The organism is Micromonospora humidisoli (assembly GCF_016900955.1).
Lineage (GTDB): Bacteria > Actinomycetota > Actinomycetes > Mycobacteriales > Micromonosporaceae > Micromonospora > Micromonospora wenchangensis.
Window position 1 is genome coordinate 444,949 of record NZ_JAFEUO010000005.1, and the last position, 14,774, is coordinate 459,722.

Genomic DNA, 14,774 nt, shown 5'->3' on the forward strand with positions numbered 1-14,774 from the left:
GTGATCGGGCCCTTCGGTCAGTTGTCGCGGACGCGCTGCACCGGGTCGACCGGCGGGGCGAGCGGCTGCTGCTGGGGCTGCGGCGCGTACGGCTGCTGCTGCACGGGCTGCTGCTGGGGCGGCAGCGGCTGGTAGCCGGCCTGCGCGTCGGCCTTCTCGGCCAGGTCGCGGTCGTCGTCGGCCAGGCTCTTGGTCTCCGCCTTGATGATCCGCAACGAACGGCCGAGCGAGCGGGCCGCGTCGGGAAGCCGCTTCGCGCCGAACAGCAGGATCAGCACGACCACGAGTACGGCGATGTGCCACGGCTTGAGGGCACCCATGGGAAGCTCCAGTCGCTCTGTGTCGAAGGGTGGGGTCGTCGCCCATCGTACGTGCGCGACGGGCTGCTGCCACCCGCCGGGCCACCGCTGATGCGGCCCGGCCGGTGAAGTCTTGACCACCGCTGAGTGTCCCGTCAACCACCTGTACGGGTGCAGAGCCGCGTGAAACGGACGCCGGGCGGACGGCGGGCACGCGATTCACCGACCGGCGTCGATCACTCTCCGCGCCTGGCGTCGATCGGTTCGCGCCCTCGACCCCGGTCAGTTCCCGCGCTTGGCCTTGATCAGTTCGAGCCGCTGCTGGGTCGTCTCGGTCTGCCGCTGCAACGCCTCGGCCCGCTCCTGCAACGCCTCGGCGCTGTGCCGCAACGCCTCCGCGTCGGCCTGACGACGCTGCAACCCCACCGCCGCCCGGCGCAGCCGGGGCAGCCGCACCAGCACCGGGCGCACCGCCAGGGCCAACACGACGAGCGCGAACAGCAGCACCGCCAGCACGATCCACTTCACCACGACGGTCAGCCTACCGGGACGTCACCGCGCCCGCCGGGCCGGCCGGGGCGGGCGTCGCGTACGCCTCCAGCGCGGCGGTGGCCTGGGCGCGGACCTGGGTGGCCAGCTCGACCGGGGCGAGGACGGTGACGTCCGGGCCCAGCCCGAGCACGAAGCGGCGGGCCCAGTCGAGATCGGTCACCCGCAGCGACACCAGCCAGTGGTCGCCGTCGACCTCGACCCGCTCACACGGGTAGTACTCGGTGATCCACCGCTCCCCCCGCCCGATCCGCAGGGTGATCAGCGGCAGGTCCGCAGACGGCTGGAACACCCCCTGCCGCAGGTCGTGCGGGCGGGCCTGCGGCGGCACCACGGCCGGCTCGTCCAGCTCGACGACCGCGTCGATCCGGTCGGCCCGGAACAACCGGACCGCCTCGGCGCGGCGGCACCACGCCTCGACGTACGCCCGGCCGTCGACCATCAGCATCCGCAGCGGGTCGATGACGCGGTCGGTGCTCTCGTCCCGGGCGGCGGTGTAGTAGGTGATCCGCAGCGCCCGCCGTCGCTCGACCGCGGCCCGCAGCTCCTGCACCCGCTGGCCCTCGCCGGGCAGCCGGACGGCCACCGGGGCGCCGACCAGGTCACCGGCCGCGTTCTCGATCTTGGCCAGGGCCCGTTCGACGGCCTCCCGGTTGGCCACCCCGGGCGTCTCGGCGAGCATCCGCAGCGCCACCACCAGGGCCAGCGCCTCGTCCGGGGTGAGCCGCAGCGGCCGGTCGATGCCGGCGTCGTAGGTGATGGTCACCCGGTCGCCGTCGAAGGCCATGTCGATCAGGTCACCCGGGCCGTAGCCGGGCAGTCCGCAGACCCAGAGCAGCTCCAGGTCCTCGCGCAGCTGCCGTTCGGTGACGCCCAGGTCACCGGCCGCCTCGGCGATCTCGATGCCCGGCCGGGCCAGCAGGTAGGGCACCAGGTTCAGCAGCCGGGCCAGCCGGTCGGCGGAGGTACGCGCGGCGGGGCGGGTCACCTGGCACCCCCGGCCACGGCCAACTCGTCGTGCCGCACGGCGATCTCCTTGAGCCGCTGGATCACCGCGTCGCGCACCTCGGGTGGGTCCAGCACCCGGACGTCCGGGCCGTATCCGACCAGGTGTCCGGCCAGCGACTCCGGATCGGCGTAGGGCAGCACCAACCGGTCACCGTCGGGGCCGGGCACGCACTGCACCGCCCACCGGCGCAGCCCGGCGGCCCGCCCGGGGGTGGCCAGCACGGTGGCCCGACCGGTCCGCTCGACCGGCCCGGACCAGGCGGCCACGTGCGAGATCAGGTCGACGCCGGCCGGGGGCTCGTAGCCGCCTGGCGCACCGGTGACGCGCACCGCGCCGGTCACCCGGGACAGCCGGAAGCAGCGGGTGGCCGCCCGGTCCCGGTCGTGGCCCACGACGTACCAGCGGCCCCGCCAGCAGACCACGCCCCACGGTTGCAACCGGCGGCGGGTCGGCGCGTCCCGGTCGGGCACCCGGTAGTCGAAGGTGACCTCGCGGCGGTCCCGGGCGGCGGCGGTGAGCGGGGCGAACGCCGGGTCGACGGTGACCATCGGCTCCAACCCGAGGGTGGCCTGCGGATCGACGTCCACGCCGGCCGCGCGCAGCTTGGCCAGCCCCGAGGAGGCGGCGGCGGCCAGCCCGGCGTGCTGCCACAACCGGGCGGCGATGCCCACCGCGGCGGCCTCGTCCGGTTCGAGCGGGATGTCAGGCAGGGCGTACTCCCGGTGGGCGATCCGGTAACCGGGCTCGGCGTCGAACACGCTGGCCGTCCCGGTCTCCAGCGGCACCCCCAGCTCGCGCAGTTCCGCCTTGTCCCGCTCGAACTTACGCTGGAACGCCTCGTGTTCCCGGGCGTCGTCCGGATCGTGTTCGTAGCCGGGCACGGTCGCGGCGATCTGCGCGGCGGTCAGGAACCGCCTGGTGGACAGCAGACAGATCACCAGGTTGACCAGGCGTTCGGTACGACTCCGCGACACGGGGTGAACGCTAGCAGCCCGGACGGGATACCCGTGCACCCACGCCGGACCGGGCCCGCCCCACCCGACCACGATCCCCGCCCCGCCCCGCCCCGTCCTGCCCCGTCCTGCTGCGGTGATCAAGAGGTTCGCGTCATCCGTCTAGATCAAATTGACGTAAAGCTCTTGATCACCGGGGCACGACCCGCCGGCCGCTGCGGGCGGAGGCGGGCTCACGGAACTACGGTGACCGCATGTCGGAAGCCGCAGTCAAGAACGAGAGCGTCGGCACGGTGGTGGTGGCCGGGGCGGCGAACCTCGCCATCGCGGTGGCGAAACTGGTCGCCGGGATCCTCTCCGGCTCCGCGGCGATGCTCTCCGAGGCGGCCCACTCGGTCGCCGACACCACCACCGAGGTGCTGCTCTACCTGGCGCTGCGCCGGGGGGCCCGGCCCGCCGACGTCCGGCACCCGTTCGGGTACGGCAAGGAGAGCTACGTCTGGGCGTTCCTGGCCGCGCTGTTCACCTTCGTGGCCGGTGCCGGCTTCGCCATCACCCACGGGGTGACCACCATCCTGGTCCACGAACACAGCGGCGACTACCTGGTCTCGTACGTGGTGCTGGCGGTCTCCTTCGCCATCGAGTCGGTGTCGCTGGCCCGCGCGGTCCGCCAGGTACGCGGCGAGTCCCGCCGCTGGGGGACCACCCCGCGCCGGTTCCTGCGGCTGACCGCCGACACCACCGTCAAGGCGGTGTTCCTGGAGGACAGCGCCGCCCTGATCGGCCTGCTCATCGCCGGGGTCGGGCTGGGTCTGTCGCAGTGGACCGGCGACGAGCTGTTCGACGGCATCGCCTCGATCCTGATCGGCCTGCTGCTGCTCGTGGTCGCCGCCATCCTGGCCAGGAGCAACATCTCGCTGCTGGTCGGCCGGGCGGTGCCCGAACGACTGCACCGCGAGATCGAACGCGAGCTGGCCGGCCTGCCGACGGTGGACCGGGTCGACACCCTGCTGACCATGCAACTCGGCCCGGACGACATCCTGGTGGCCGCCAAGGTCGACTTCCGGGACGAGGCGACCGGGGCCGACATCGAGGCCGCCGCCGACGAGGCCGAACGGCGGCTCACCGACCGCTACCCGGAGATCGGGTACGTCTTCCTCGATCCCACCCCGTCGCTGCCCGGCGTCACCGGCCGCCACGCCCGGCGTACCCAGCAGGAACCCGGCCCGGTGGGCGACGCCCCGCTGGGCACGGCGTACCCCGGCCCGGCCGGCGGCACGCGACCGGCCGACGGGCCGTCCGATCAGGAGCCGGACGGGCGGGGCTGACCGGACGCGGCCCCGGACGCGGTCGGCCGGATGGTCGGCGATAGCGTGCCGGGCATGGTGCGATGGCGGTCCGGGACGGTCACGGCGGTACGGCGACGGTGGGCCGGCGCGGTGGAACTCGACGTCGCCCTGCCCGACGGGGCCAGCATGCGCGCGCTGGCCTACCCGGAGCTGGTCGGCGACCCCGTCCCCGGCGACCGGGTGCTGCTCAACGCCGGCGCGCTGCTGATGGGCCTGGGCACCGGCGGGTACGCCCTGGTGGTCGCCCTGCCCGACCGGCTGCCCGCCGATCCGCCGCAGGCCGGCGACACCCGCGACGCCGGTCACCTGGTCAAGGCCCGGTACACCCCGTTGCAGCCGATCATGCTGGGGGTCGACGAGGAGGCGTCGCCGCACCACGCGCTGCTCGCCGCCGTCGACGACCTGGACGGGTTGCCGGTGGTCACCGCCGACCTGCACTCCGCCCTGCCGGCGATCCTCGCCGGCATCCACGCCGACGCCCCCCGGGCCCGGGTGGCCTACCTGCTCACCGACGGGGGCGCGCTGCCGGCCTGGTTCTCCCGCACCCTCGACGGGCTACGCGACGCGCTGGTCGGCACGGTCAGCGTCGGGCAGGCGTTCGGCGGGGATCTGGAGGCGGCCACCCTGCACACCGGCCTGCTGGCCGCCCGGCACGTGCTCCGCGCCGACGTGGCGATCGTCGCGCAGGGGCCGGGCAACCTGGGCACCGGCACCCGGTGGGGGTTCTCCGGCGTCGCCGTCGGCGAGGCGGTCAACGCGGTGGCGGTGCTGGGTGGCCGGCCGGTCGGTTCGCTGCGGATCTCCGACGCCGACGCCCGCCCCCGGCACCAGGGGGTGTCGCACCACAGCCTCACCGCGTACGGCCGGGTGGCGTTGGCCCCGGCGGAGCTGGTGGTGCCGGATGGCCTGCCGCCGGAGCTGGCGGCCCGGGTGGACACCGCGCTGGCCCCGCTGGCCGACCGGCACACCCTGGTCCGGGTCGGCACCACCGGCCTGGACGCCGCGCTGCGCGCCCTGCCCGTGCGACTGTCCACGATGGGCCGGGGTCTGGACGCCGACCACGCCTACTTCCTCGCGGCGGCCGCCGCCGGCCGGCACGCCGCCGCGCTGCTCGGCTGACCGGTCCCGGCACCGCCGGCCGGGGCGGTCGACCCCGTGGTCAGGCCGTGTAGCCGTGCTCGACGATCCGCGCGGCCGTCGCCTCGTAGCCCTCACCCTCGGGGGCGTAGGTGCCCAGCCCGTCGACGTACCGGTTGAACATGCAGAACGCGGCGGCGATCAGCACCGTGTCGTGGATCTCCAGGTCGGTGGCGCCCTCGGCGCGGGCCGCCTCGACCAGTTCGGTGGTGACCTGTCGCCCGTCGGCCTGGACCGCCGCGCCGATGCGGAGCAGGGCCCGCAGCTTCGCGCTGATCGGCGCGGTGTCCGGGTCGGCCCGCACCTGGTCGACCAGGGTCATCCCGGTGGGCAGTTGGGCGGCGGCGAACGCCGAGTGGGAGGCGCAGCAGAACCGGCACTCGTTGAGCCCGGAGACGTAGGCGGCGATCAGTTCCCGCTCGCCCGGCGTCAGCGTCGGGTGCGGGGCGCGCAACAGCACCTCGGCCAGCTCGTTCAGCGGTTTCGCGGTCTCCGGCCGGTAGCGCATCGGCCCGGTGATCCCCGGGAACGCCTTCTCGTCGAGACCAAGATCGATATGCGCCACCGGCACCCCCTGATTCGTCGGCCGCCTCCGACGGGCCGCCGTCGCACCAGGGTGCCAGCACCGGGCGGCCGGCTCATCTTCCAGATTGCTCGATCGGTCGGCGGCGACCCCACCGGGCGGTGCACGGCGGGGGACCGCGACGCCCCGCGTCAGCCGACCAGGAAGATCAACGCGAGCCAGCCGACCACGATGACGACCAGCGCCACGGTCAACACCCAGGTCGGCACGGTGTACTCGCCCCGGCGGTTGCGGGCGATCTCGTCGCGGATCTTCGCCCGGCGGCGGTCGATCCAGTTGAGCCGCTGGGTGTCGCCGCGCTCGCGGTCGGCGGATTCGGAATCGTTCATCGCCCCGCCAGCGTACCGGTGGGCCGGCGGCCGTCACCGACCGCCGGCCCACCGGTCACATGCTCGCGATCAACCGCTCCACCCGCTCGTCGTACGCCCGGAACGGGTCCTTGCAGAGCACGGTGCGCTGCGCCTGGTCGTTGAGCTTCAGGTGCACCCAGTCGACGGTGAAGTCACGCCGCTTCTCCTGGGCGTGCCTGATGAACTCGCCACGCAGCCGGGCCCGGGTGGTCTGCGGCGGGGTCTCCTTGGCCTCGAAGATCTCCGGATCGGTGGCCACCCGGTCCACCTGGCCACGCCGTTCCAGCAGCCCGTACAGGCCCCGGCCCCGACGCAGGTCGTGGTAGGCCAGGTCCATCTGCGCCACCCGGGGGTGCGACAGCGGCAGGTCGTGCTTGCGCTGGTAGCGCTCGATCAGCCGGAGCTTGCTCACCCAGTCGATCTCCCGGGCCACCGGGTCCAGGTTGCCGCTCTCCACCGCGTTCAGCACCCGCCCCCACAGCTCCACCACCCGCTTGGCGGTCTGGTCGCCGCCGCGACGCTCCACGAACTCGGTGGCCCGCGCCAGGTACTCCTGCTGGATCTCCAGCGCGCTGACCTCCTTGCCGGAGGCGAGGCGCACCTTACGCCGGCCGGTGATGTCGTGCGACACCTCCCGGATGGCCCGGATCGGGTTCTCCAGCGACAGGTCGCGCATCACCACGCCCGCCTCGATCATCCGCAGCACGATGTCGGCCGAGCCGACCTTGAGCAGCGTGGTGACCTCGTTCATGTTGGAGTCCCCGACGATGACGTGCAGCCGGCGGTAGCGTTCGGCGTCGGCGTGCGGCTCGTCGCGGGTGTTGATGATCGGCCGGCTGCGGGTGGTCGCCGAGGAGACGCCCTCCCAGATGTGCTCGGCCCGCTGGGACAGGCAATAGACCGCCCCGCGCGGGGTCTGCAACACCTTGCCCGCCCCGCAGATCAGCTGCCTGGTGACCAGGAACGGGATGAGCACGTCGGCCAGCCGACCGAACTCACCGTGCCGGGAGACCAGGTAGTTCTCGTGGCAGCCGTACGAGTTGCCGGCCGAGTCGGTGTTGTTCTTGAACAGGTAGATCTCACCCGCGATGCCCTCGTCGTGCAGCCGCTTCTCCGCATCGACGAGCAGGCCCTCCAGGATGCGCTCACCGGCCCGGTCGTGGGCGACCAGGTCGGTGACCGAGTCGCACTCCGGAGTGGCGTACTCCGGGTGCGACCCGACGTCCAGGTAGAGCCGGGCCCCGTTGCGCAGGAACACGTTGCTCGACCGGCCCCACGACACCACCCGGCGGAACAGGTACCGGGCGACCTCGTCTGGGGACAGCCGCCGCTGCCCGCGATAGGTGCAGGTGACGCCGTACTCGGTCTCGAGGCCGAAGATTCGCCGCTCCATGATGTGACACTAGCCGCCCGGAGGGCCGGTTCGTCACTGTCACAGCACAGGTAGTGTGCTCCGGTCGCTCAGATCCCGTCCGAGTACGACATTCCGTCCGGCCCCAGCCCGGCCACGAACTCCCGGCAGGCGGCGTAGTCCGGCAGCGTCCCTGCCGCCCTGACCTGCGCGAACGTCGGTGCCGCCGCGTCGCGGGCGGACAGTTGCGGCACCTCGGCGGGCCACTCGATGCCCAGCTCCGGGTCGAGCGGGTGCACCGCGTGCTCCCCGGTCGGGTTGTAGGTGGTCGAGCAGAGATAGTTGAGGGTCGCGTCGTCGGTCAACGCGCAGAAGCCGTGCCCCAGCCCCTCGGCCAGGTAGACCGCCCGCCGGTCGGTGTCGTCCAGCCGGACGCCCTCCCAACGGCCGAAGGTCGGCGAACCGGTCCGCAGATCCACCACCACGTCGAGCACCGCGCCCCGCACACAGGTGACGTACTTGGCCTGCCCGGGCGGGACGTCGGCGAAATGGATGCCGCGCACCACACCCCGTCCGGAGATCGACAGGTTGGCCTGGGCCAGCCGCAGCGGATGGCCGACCGCCTCGGCGAGCTGGTCGAACCGGTACCACTCCATGAACAGGCCGCGTGGGTCACCGTGCTGCTGCGGGGTGACCTCCCAGGCGCCCTCGATGCTCAGCGGACGAATCTTCACCGCGCCCCCTCCGTTCCCGACTGTGCCGCGCGCAGCACCGCCTCGTCGTGCTTGTCGGCCAGCAGACCCAGCAGGTAGTCACCGTAACCGCTCTTGGTCAGCGGCTCGGCCAGCGCGCGCAGCTGCCCGTCGTCGATCAGGCCGGCCCGCCAGCAGACCTCCTCGACGCAGCCGATCTTCATGCCCTGCCGTTCCTCGATCACCCGGACGAACTCGCCGGCCTGCATCATCGAGGTGAAGGTGCCGGTGTCCAGCCAGGCGGTGCCCCGGTCCAGCACGGTGACCGACAGCTCGCCGGCCTCCCGGTACGCCTCGTTGACCGCGGTGATCTCCAGCTCGCCCCGGGCGCTGGGGGTGAGCTTGCCGGCGATCTCGACCACCCGGTTGTCGTAGAAGTACAGGCCGGGCACGGCGTAGCGGGACTTCGGCCGGGCCGGCTTCTCCTCGATCGACAGCACCCGGCCGTCGCCGTCGAAGTCGACCACGCCGTACGCCTGCGGGTTGGCCACCGGGTAGGCGAAAACCCGCCCGCCGACCAGGTCGCCGTTGTCGGCCAACTGCCGGCCGAGGCCGACGCCGTGGAAGATGTTGTCGCCCAGCACCAGCGCCACCGAGTCGTCGCCGATGAAGTCCGCGCCGAGCACGAACGCCTGCGCGATGCCCTCCGGGCGGGCCTGGGCGACGTACTCCAGGCGCAGCCCCCACTGGCTGCCGTCGCCGAGCAGCCGCTGGAACTGCTCCTGGTCCTCCGGGGTGGTGATCACCAGGATCTCCCGCACCCCGGACATCACCAACGTCGACAGCGGGTAGTAGACCATCGGCTTGTCGAAGATCGGCATCAGCTGCTTGGACACCGCCCGGGTGATCGGCCACAGCCGGGACCCGGTGCCACCAGCGAGAAGGATTCCACGCACCGGGGGAGCCTACCGGGACCGGCGCGAACCGGACACCGGGGTCACGGTCCCCGGAGCTGCGGGCCGATGCGCGTACACTTCCGTCCCCGTGAGGATTCTCGTCACCGGCGGAGCCGGATTCATCGGGTCGGAGTACGTACGGATGCTGCTGGGCGTGCCCGGCGGCGACGCGTCCGGCGTGCCCGCGATCGAGCCCACGACGGTGACCGTGCTGGACAAGTTGACCTACTCCGGCAACCTGGACAACCTCGCCCCGGTGCGCGACGACCCCCGGCTGCGGTTCGTCCGGGGCGACATCTGCGACCCGGCGACGGTCGACGAGGTCGTCGCCGGCCAGGACGTGGTCGTGCACTTCGCCGCCGAGTCGCACGTCGACCGGTCGATCGCCGGCGCCGCGCCGTTCGTCACCACCAACGTGCTCGGCACCCAGACCCTGCTGGACGCGGCGCTGCGGCACGGCACCGGCCGGTTCGTGCACGTCTCCACCGACGAGGTGTACGGCTCCATCGACTCCGGGTCCTGGACGGAGACCTGGCCGCTGGCCCCGAACTCGCCGTACTCGGCCTCGAAGGCCGGGTCCGACCTGCTGGCGCTGGCCTACCACCGGACCCACGGGATGGACGTGGTGGTCACCCGCTGCTCCAACAACTACGGGCCCTACCAGTTCCCGGAGAAGGTCGTTCCGCTGTTCGTGACCAACCTGCTCGACGGCGGGACGGTGCCGCTCTACGGCGACGGCGGCAACGTGCGGGACTGGCTGCACGTGCACGACCACTGCCGGGGCATCGCGATGGTGGCGCACGCCGGCCGCTCCGGCGAGGTCTACCACATCGGCGGCGGCACCGAGCTGAGCAACAAGGAGCTGACCGGACGGCTGCTGGAGGCGTGCGACGCCGGCTGGGACCGGGTCGTCCCGGTGACCGACCGCAAGGGCCACGACCGCCGCTACTCGCTGGACATCAGCAAGATCAACACCGAGCTGGGGTACGCCCCGAGCATCGGCCTCGACGAGGGCCTGACCCGGACCGTCGCCTGGTACCGGGACAACCGGGCCTGGTGGGAGCCGCTGAAGACGGCACCGGCCGCATGACCCGGGTCCTCGTCACCGGCGCGGGTGGCATGCTCGGCCGGGACCTGCTCGCCGTGCTGGCCACCCGGGGCGACCTCAAGGTGACCGCCGCCACCCGCGCCGACCTCGACGTCACCGACGCCGGGGCGGTGCACACCGCGGTCGCCGGGCACGACGTGGTGTTCAACGCCGCGGCGTGGACCGACGTCGACGGCGCGGAACGCGACGAGGCGGCGGCGACCGCGATCAACGGCGACGGCGTGGCCCACCTGGCCCGCGCCTGCGCCGGGCACGGTGCACGGCTGCTGCACGTCTCCACCGACTACGTCTTCGCCGGTGACGCCGACACCCCGTACGCCGAGGACGCCCCCACCGACCCGGTCAACGCCTACGGCCGCAGCAAGCTCGCCGGGGAGCGGGCCGTGGTCCGATTTCTCCCCGAAACCGGCTACCTGGTGCGGACCGCCTGGCTCTACGGCGCACACGGACGCAACTTCGTCACCACCATGCTCGACCTGGCCGCCACCCGGCAGCACCTCGACGTGGTCGACGACCAGCACGGCCAGCCCACCTGGTCGTACGCGTTGGCCACCCGGCTGGTGGCGCTCGCCGATGCGGCCCTGGCCGACCGGGCACCCGCCGGGATCTACCACGGCACCTGCACCGGCCAGACCACCTGGTACGGGCTGGCCCGCGCCGCCTTCACGCTGGCCGGGCTCGACCCGGACCGGGTCCGACCCACCACCAGCGACCGGTTTCCCCGTCCCGCCGCGCGACCCGCGTACAGTGTGCTAGGGCACGACCGGTGGGCCGAGGCCGGCCTGCCCCCGCCGCCGGACTGGCACGACGCGCTGTCCGACGCCTTCGCCTCCCCGACTGCACCCGCCCCGTGGAAGGTCGCATGAAGCTCACCCTCGTCACCGGTCTGACCGGCCTGATCCTGCTCGCCACCATCGTCGAGCTGCTGCGCCGCCGGCAGCTCCGCGAGAAGTACGGCATGCTCTGGCTCGGCGTGCTGGTCATCGTCATCCCGTTGTCGCTGTTCCCCCGCCTGCTGGACAACGTGGCCGGCTTCTTCGGCGTGGTCTCCGGCGTCAGCCTGGTGCTCTTCCTCGGCATCGTCTTCCTGCTGCTGGTCTGCGTGCACCTGAGCTGGGAGGTCAGCGCGCTGGAGGAGGAGACCCGGACCCTGGCCGAGGACTTCGCCCTGCTCCGCGCGCAGATCGACGCGGAGCGCGCCGCCCGGCTCGCCGACGGCGCCCAGCTCACCGCAGCCACCCGAGACGAACTGGTGTCCCACGATGGTTAACGGCAAGCGCGTCCTGATCATCATCCCGGCGCTCAACGAGTCCGGGTCGATCGCCGACGTCGTCGGCGAGGTCCGGGGCGAACTGCCCGGCGTCGACGTGCTGGTGGTCGACGACGGCTCCACCGACCGCACCGCCGCCGTGGCCGCCGCCGCCGGAGCCCGGGTGGCGAAGCTGCCCTACAACCTCGGAGTGGGCGGCGCGATGCGGCTCGGCTACCGCTACGCCCGCGACAACGACTACGACGTGGCCATCCAGATCGACGCCGACGGCCAGCACGACCCCCGGTACGTGCCCAAACTGGTCGACCTGCTCGACGACAACGACCTGGTCATCGGTGCCCGGTTCGCCGGTGAGGGCGACTACTCCGTGCGCGGGCCCCGCCGCTGGGCGATGGTCATGCTGTCCGGGGTGCTCTCCCGGGTGGCCAGGACCCGCCTCACCGACACCACGTCCGGTTTCCGGGCCGCCAACCGGCGGGTCATCGAGATGTTCGCCGGCTGGTACCCGGCCGAGTACCTCGGCGACACGGTGGAGACCCTGGTGCACACCGCCCGGCGCGGCTACCGCATCCGTCAGGTGCCGGTGGCGATGCGCAAACGGATGGCCGGCACCCCCAGCCACTCCCCCGCCAAGGCGATGATCTACCTGGGCCGGGCCTTCGCGGTACTCACGCTGGCGCTCATCCGCCGGTGATGCGGCGGCTGCTCCACCTCGTCCCGCCCGGCACCCTCGCCGTCGGAGGCGGGCTCGCCCTGCTCGGGCTCGCCTCCTACGTGCACCTCGCGGTCGCCGGACACGCCCTCGACCGCGCCGACTACTCCTCGCTGTCGGTGCTCTGGTCGATCGTGTTCACCCTCGGCATCGGCGTGTTCATCCCCGTCGAGCAGGAGGTCGCCCGGGTCGTCGCCGCCCGCCGCAGCCAGGGGTTGCCCCCCGGCCCGGTGCTGGCCCGGGGAGCCACCGTCGCCGCCGTCGTGCTGGCGCTGCTGGTCGTGGCCATCCTGGCCGGCTACCGGGCGCTCACCGACCGGCTCTTCGCCGGTGACGCCACGATGGTCGCCGTGCTGATCGGCGCGCTGGTCGCGATGGCCGTGGCGTACACCACCCGGGGCGTGCTGTCCGGCCTGCAACTCTTCCCCTGGTACGGCACCCAGCTCGGGGTCGACGGCGGGGTACGCATCGCGCTGGTCGCCGGCCTCGGCGTCAGCGGCGTCACCGACCCGGTCTGGTACGGCGCGGTGCTGGTCGTCGCCCCGCTGCTGTCGGTGCTGGTGACCCTGCCGCCGGTGCTGCGGGCCGTCGGCGGCGGCGTCCCGGTGGCCTGGGGCACCCTGCTGCGCGGCCTCGGCCTGCTCACCGTCTCCAGCCTGCTCTCCCAGGTCGTGGTCAACGTCGGCGTGATCAACGCCCGGCTGCTCGACCCGGCCGACGTGGCGACCGCCGGTGCGCTGCTCTCCGCCCTGGTGCTGGTCCGGATCCCGCTGTTCGTCTTCGGCTCCATGCAGGCGTCGCTGCTGCCCGGCCTGGCCACCACCGCCACCACCGGCGACGTGACCGGTTTCCGCCGCCTGCTGCGCCGGGCGCTCGGCGTGGTCACCGCCCTCGGCGTCGCCGGGGCGGTCGGCGCGGTGGCGCTCGGCCCGTGGCTGGTGCACCGGCTCTTCGACGCCCCCGGCGTGCTCGGCCACGGCGACTTCGCCTGGCTGGCCGTCGGCACCCTCGCCTACCTGTGGGCGATGGTGCTCGGGCAGGCGCTGCTCGCCCTCGACCGGCACCGCGCCCAGGCGGTGTCGTGGACGATCGGGGTGGCCGCCCTGCTCGCCGTCACGGCCGTCCCGGCCCCGGTCGCGCTCCGCGTCGAGCTGGCCTACGCCGTCGGTTCCGTCGTGGTGGCCGCCACCATGGCCGTCCTGCTGCTGCGCCGGGGCGCCCGCCCGGCCACCCCCACCCCCGGCCGGCCGCTCGACGACGTGGTGGCCGCCGGCGTCTCCGGAGGTCTGTAGATGTCCCGCCCCCAGGTGTCCGCGGTGATGCTCGCCTACGGCGCCGAGCCCTACCTGGTCGACGCCGCCCGCGCCGTGCTGGCCAGCGTCGACGTCGAGATCGAGCTGATCGTGGTCGACAACGGCTGCACCGGTGACGGCATCGACGTGGTCAAGGGCCTCGCCGGGGTGCGGGTGGTCCGGCCGGAGGAGAACACCGGCTACTCCGGCGGCTGCCGGGTCGGTGCCGCCGAGGCCACCGGCGAGTGGCTGGCCTTCGTCAACTCCGACGCCGTCGTCGCCCCCGACGCGTTGGCCCGTACGGTGGCGGTGGCCGGTGAGCCGGGTGTGGGCGCGGTGATGGCCTCGATCCGGCTCGCCGAGAACCCCGACCTGATCAACACGTCAGGCAACCCGCTGCACTACATCGGGCTGTCCTGGGCCGGCGGCAACGGCCAACCGGCCAGCGCGCACGCCCGGCGCACCACTGTGCCGTCGATCAGCGGCTGCTGCTTCGTGATCAACCGGGCGCTCTGGCGGGAGCTGGACGGCTTCGCCGCCGAGTACTTCGCCTACCACGAGGACACCGAGATCAGCCTGCGGCTGTGGCAGCGCGGACTGCGCCAGGAGTACGTCCCGGACGCCGTGGTGGTGCACCACTACGAGTTCTCCCGTAACAAGCTCAAGCACTACCTGCTGGAACGCAACCGGCTGATCTCGCTGCTCACCGCGTACGAGACGCGGACGCTCGTGGTGCTGGCCCCGATACTGCTGCTCACCGAGGCGGCGATGCTGGTGGCGGCGCTGCTCGGCGGCTGGAGCCGGGAGAAGACGCGCGGCTGGGGGTGGCTGTGGACCAACCGGGCCTGGGTGCGGGCCCGGCGTCGCCGCCTCCAGCAGGAGCGGATCGTCCCCGACGGCATCATCGCCGAGCTGATGACCGCCACGGTCGACCCGTCGAACGTCGAGTCGCCGCCCGGCATGGGCATCTTCAACGTCATCGCCGCCGGCTACTGGGCGCTGGCGAAGCCGCTGCTGCGCAGGGCCTGACCGTCGACCCGCCGCCACCGGTGCGTGCCGGTGCCGGCCCCGGTGGGCGGGCGGCGGTGCGTCGGCGCGGATGGCGGATGGCATCCACGGGTCGGGGCCGGGGTTCTCGTCACCCCGGCCCCGACCCGTCTCACC

General features: G+C 73.1%; 17 protein-coding genes. 8 read left to right on the forward strand and 9 right to left on the reverse strand.

Features of this window, described 5'->3' with window-relative positions; genetic code table 11:
• Window positions 1–17 precede the first annotated feature (17 nt).
• The 4 genes from tatA to JQN84_RS20625 all read right to left on the reverse strand — a co-directional run bounded on the left by tatA (window position 18) and on the right by JQN84_RS20625 (window position 2,831).
• A complete protein-coding gene (tatA, locus tag JQN84_RS20610; RefSeq protein ID WP_204960140.1) occupies window positions 18–320 on the reverse strand; it encodes a Sec-independent protein translocase subunit TatA in 303 nt (100 codons plus the stop codon).
• Window positions 321–581: 261 nt separating this feature from the next.
• A complete protein-coding gene (locus tag JQN84_RS20615; protein ID WP_204960141.1) occupies window positions 582–830 on the reverse strand; it encodes a hypothetical protein in 249 nt (82 codons plus the stop codon).
• A gap of 10 nt (window positions 831–840) precedes the next feature.
• A complete protein-coding gene (locus JQN84_RS20620) occupies window positions 841–1,836 on the reverse strand; it encodes a helix-turn-helix transcriptional regulator (protein ID WP_204960142.1) in 996 nt (331 codons plus the stop codon).
• Window positions 1,833–2,831 carry a helix-turn-helix transcriptional regulator gene (locus tag JQN84_RS20625; RefSeq protein WP_204960143.1) on the reverse strand — a complete coding sequence of 333 codons (999 nt, stop codon included), beginning with the start codon at window positions 2,829–2,831 and terminating at the stop codon, window positions 1,833–1,835. Before JQN84_RS20625 ends, JQN84_RS20620 begins: the two co-directional genes overlap by 4 nt.
• A gap of 233 nt (window positions 2,832–3,064) precedes the next feature.
• Here JQN84_RS20625 and JQN84_RS20630 point away from each other — a divergent pair, with 233 nt between their 5' ends.
• Window positions 3,065–4,138, forward strand: coding sequence for a cation diffusion facilitator family transporter (locus tag JQN84_RS20630; protein WP_204960144.1), 1,074 nt, complete (start codon window positions 3,065–3,067; stop codon window positions 4,136–4,138).
• 54 nt (window positions 4,139–4,192) lie between these two features.
• Window positions 4,193–5,278, forward strand: a complete 1,086-nt coding sequence (locus JQN84_RS20635; RefSeq protein WP_204960145.1) for a DUF3866 family protein — start codon at window positions 4,193–4,195, stop codon at window positions 5,276–5,278.
• 40 nt (window positions 5,279–5,318) lie between these two features.
• Here JQN84_RS20635 and JQN84_RS20640 read toward each other — a convergent pair whose 3' ends face one another.
• The 5 genes from JQN84_RS20640 to rfbA form a co-directional block, all read right to left on the reverse strand.
• The gene (locus JQN84_RS20640) at window positions 5,319–5,861 is read right to left on the reverse strand and encodes a carboxymuconolactone decarboxylase family protein (protein ID WP_204960146.1); all 543 of its coding nucleotides are present in this window, start codon (window positions 5,859–5,861) and stop codon (window positions 5,319–5,321) included.
• Between the two features lie 149 nt (window positions 5,862–6,010).
• Window positions 6,011–6,208, reverse strand: coding sequence for a hypothetical protein (locus JQN84_RS20645; RefSeq protein ID WP_088646859.1), 198 nt, complete (start codon window positions 6,206–6,208; stop codon window positions 6,011–6,013).
• Window positions 6,209–6,263: 55 nt separating this feature from the next.
• Complete coding sequence (pafA, locus tag JQN84_RS20650; RefSeq protein WP_088646860.1) at window positions 6,264–7,622, reverse strand: Pup--protein ligase; 1,359 nt, start codon at window positions 7,620–7,622, stop codon at window positions 6,264–6,266.
• A 68-nt stretch (window positions 7,623–7,690) separates the two neighbouring features.
• The gene (rfbC, locus tag JQN84_RS20655) at window positions 7,691–8,314 is read right to left on the reverse strand and encodes a dTDP-4-dehydrorhamnose 3,5-epimerase (protein WP_204960147.1); all 624 of its coding nucleotides are present in this window, start codon (window positions 8,312–8,314) and stop codon (window positions 7,691–7,693) included.
• On the reverse strand, window positions 8,311–9,228 hold the full coding sequence (gene rfbA / locus JQN84_RS20660; protein WP_204960148.1) for a glucose-1-phosphate thymidylyltransferase RfbA: 918 nt from the start codon (window positions 9,226–9,228) through the stop codon (window positions 8,311–8,313). The genes rfbC and rfbA overlap by 4 nt, the downstream gene beginning before the upstream one ends.
• Before the next feature lie 88 nt (window positions 9,229–9,316).
• On the opposite strand from rfbA, the gene rfbB reads away from it, so the two are divergent.
• The 6 genes from rfbB to JQN84_RS20690 are packed head-to-tail and all read left to right on the forward strand — an operon-like array spanning window position 9,317 to window position 14,639.
• Window positions 9,317–10,318 carry a dTDP-glucose 4,6-dehydratase gene (gene rfbB, locus JQN84_RS20665; RefSeq protein WP_204960149.1) on the forward strand — a complete coding sequence of 334 codons (1,002 nt, stop codon included), beginning with the start codon at window positions 9,317–9,319 and terminating at the stop codon, window positions 10,316–10,318.
• Window positions 10,315–11,202 (forward strand): dTDP-4-dehydrorhamnose reductase, encoded by an 888-nt coding sequence (rfbD, locus tag JQN84_RS20670; protein WP_204960150.1) that lies wholly within the window; start codon window positions 10,315–10,317, stop codon window positions 11,200–11,202. Before rfbB ends, rfbD begins: the two co-directional genes overlap by 4 nt.
• Window positions 11,199–11,606 carry a DUF2304 domain-containing protein gene (locus JQN84_RS20675; protein WP_239485766.1) on the forward strand — a complete coding sequence of 136 codons (408 nt, stop codon included), beginning with the start codon at window positions 11,199–11,201 and terminating at the stop codon, window positions 11,604–11,606. The genes rfbD and JQN84_RS20675 overlap by 4 nt, the downstream gene beginning before the upstream one ends.
• A complete protein-coding gene (locus JQN84_RS20680) occupies window positions 11,599–12,300 on the forward strand; it encodes a glycosyltransferase family 2 protein (RefSeq protein WP_204960151.1) in 702 nt (233 codons plus the stop codon). Before JQN84_RS20675 ends, JQN84_RS20680 begins: the two co-directional genes overlap by 8 nt.
• Window positions 12,300–13,610, forward strand: a complete 1,311-nt coding sequence (locus JQN84_RS20685) for a polysaccharide biosynthesis protein (protein ID WP_239485767.1) — start codon at window positions 12,300–12,302, stop codon at window positions 13,608–13,610. The genes JQN84_RS20680 and JQN84_RS20685 overlap by 1 nt, the downstream gene beginning before the upstream one ends.
• A complete protein-coding gene (locus JQN84_RS20690) occupies window positions 13,611–14,639 on the forward strand; it encodes a glycosyltransferase family 2 protein (protein ID WP_204960153.1) in 1,029 nt (342 codons plus the stop codon). It abuts the gene before it with no gap.
• The last annotated feature ends 135 nt before the right edge of the window (window positions 14,640–14,774 follow it).

Excerpts from the sequence above, each read along its gene's own strand:
- tatA (WP_204960140.1), bottom strand. The coding sequence starts at position 320 with ATGGGTGCCCTCAAGCCGTGGCACATCGCCGTACTCGTGGTCGTGCTG.
- JQN84_RS20630 (WP_204960144.1), top strand. The coding sequence starts at position 3,065 with ATGTCGGAAGCCGCAGTCAAGAACGAGAGCGTCGGCACGGTGGTGGTG.
- JQN84_RS20635 (WP_204960145.1), top strand. The coding sequence starts at position 4,193 with ATGGTGCGATGGCGGTCCGGGACGGTCACGGCGGTACGGCGACGGTGG.
- JQN84_RS20645 (WP_088646859.1), bottom strand. The coding sequence starts at position 6,208 with ATGAACGATTCCGAATCCGCCGACCGCGAGCGCGGCGACACCCAGCGG.
- pafA (WP_088646860.1), bottom strand. The coding sequence starts at position 7,622 with ATGGAGCGGCGAATCTTCGGCCTCGAGACCGAGTACGGCGTCACCTGC.
- rfbD (WP_204960150.1), top strand. The coding sequence starts at position 10,315 with ATGACCCGGGTCCTCGTCACCGGCGCGGGTGGCATGCTCGGCCGGGAC.
- JQN84_RS20675 (WP_239485766.1), top strand. The coding sequence starts at position 11,199 with ATGAAGCTCACCCTCGTCACCGGTCTGACCGGCCTGATCCTGCTCGCC.
- JQN84_RS20680 (WP_204960151.1), top strand. The coding sequence starts at position 11,599 with ATGGTTAACGGCAAGCGCGTCCTGATCATCATCCCGGCGCTCAACGAG.
- JQN84_RS20685 (WP_239485767.1), top strand. The coding sequence starts at position 12,300 with ATGCGGCGGCTGCTCCACCTCGTCCCGCCCGGCACCCTCGCCGTCGGA.
- JQN84_RS20690 (WP_204960153.1), top strand. The coding sequence starts at position 13,611 with ATGTCCCGCCCCCAGGTGTCCGCGGTGATGCTCGCCTACGGCGCCGAG.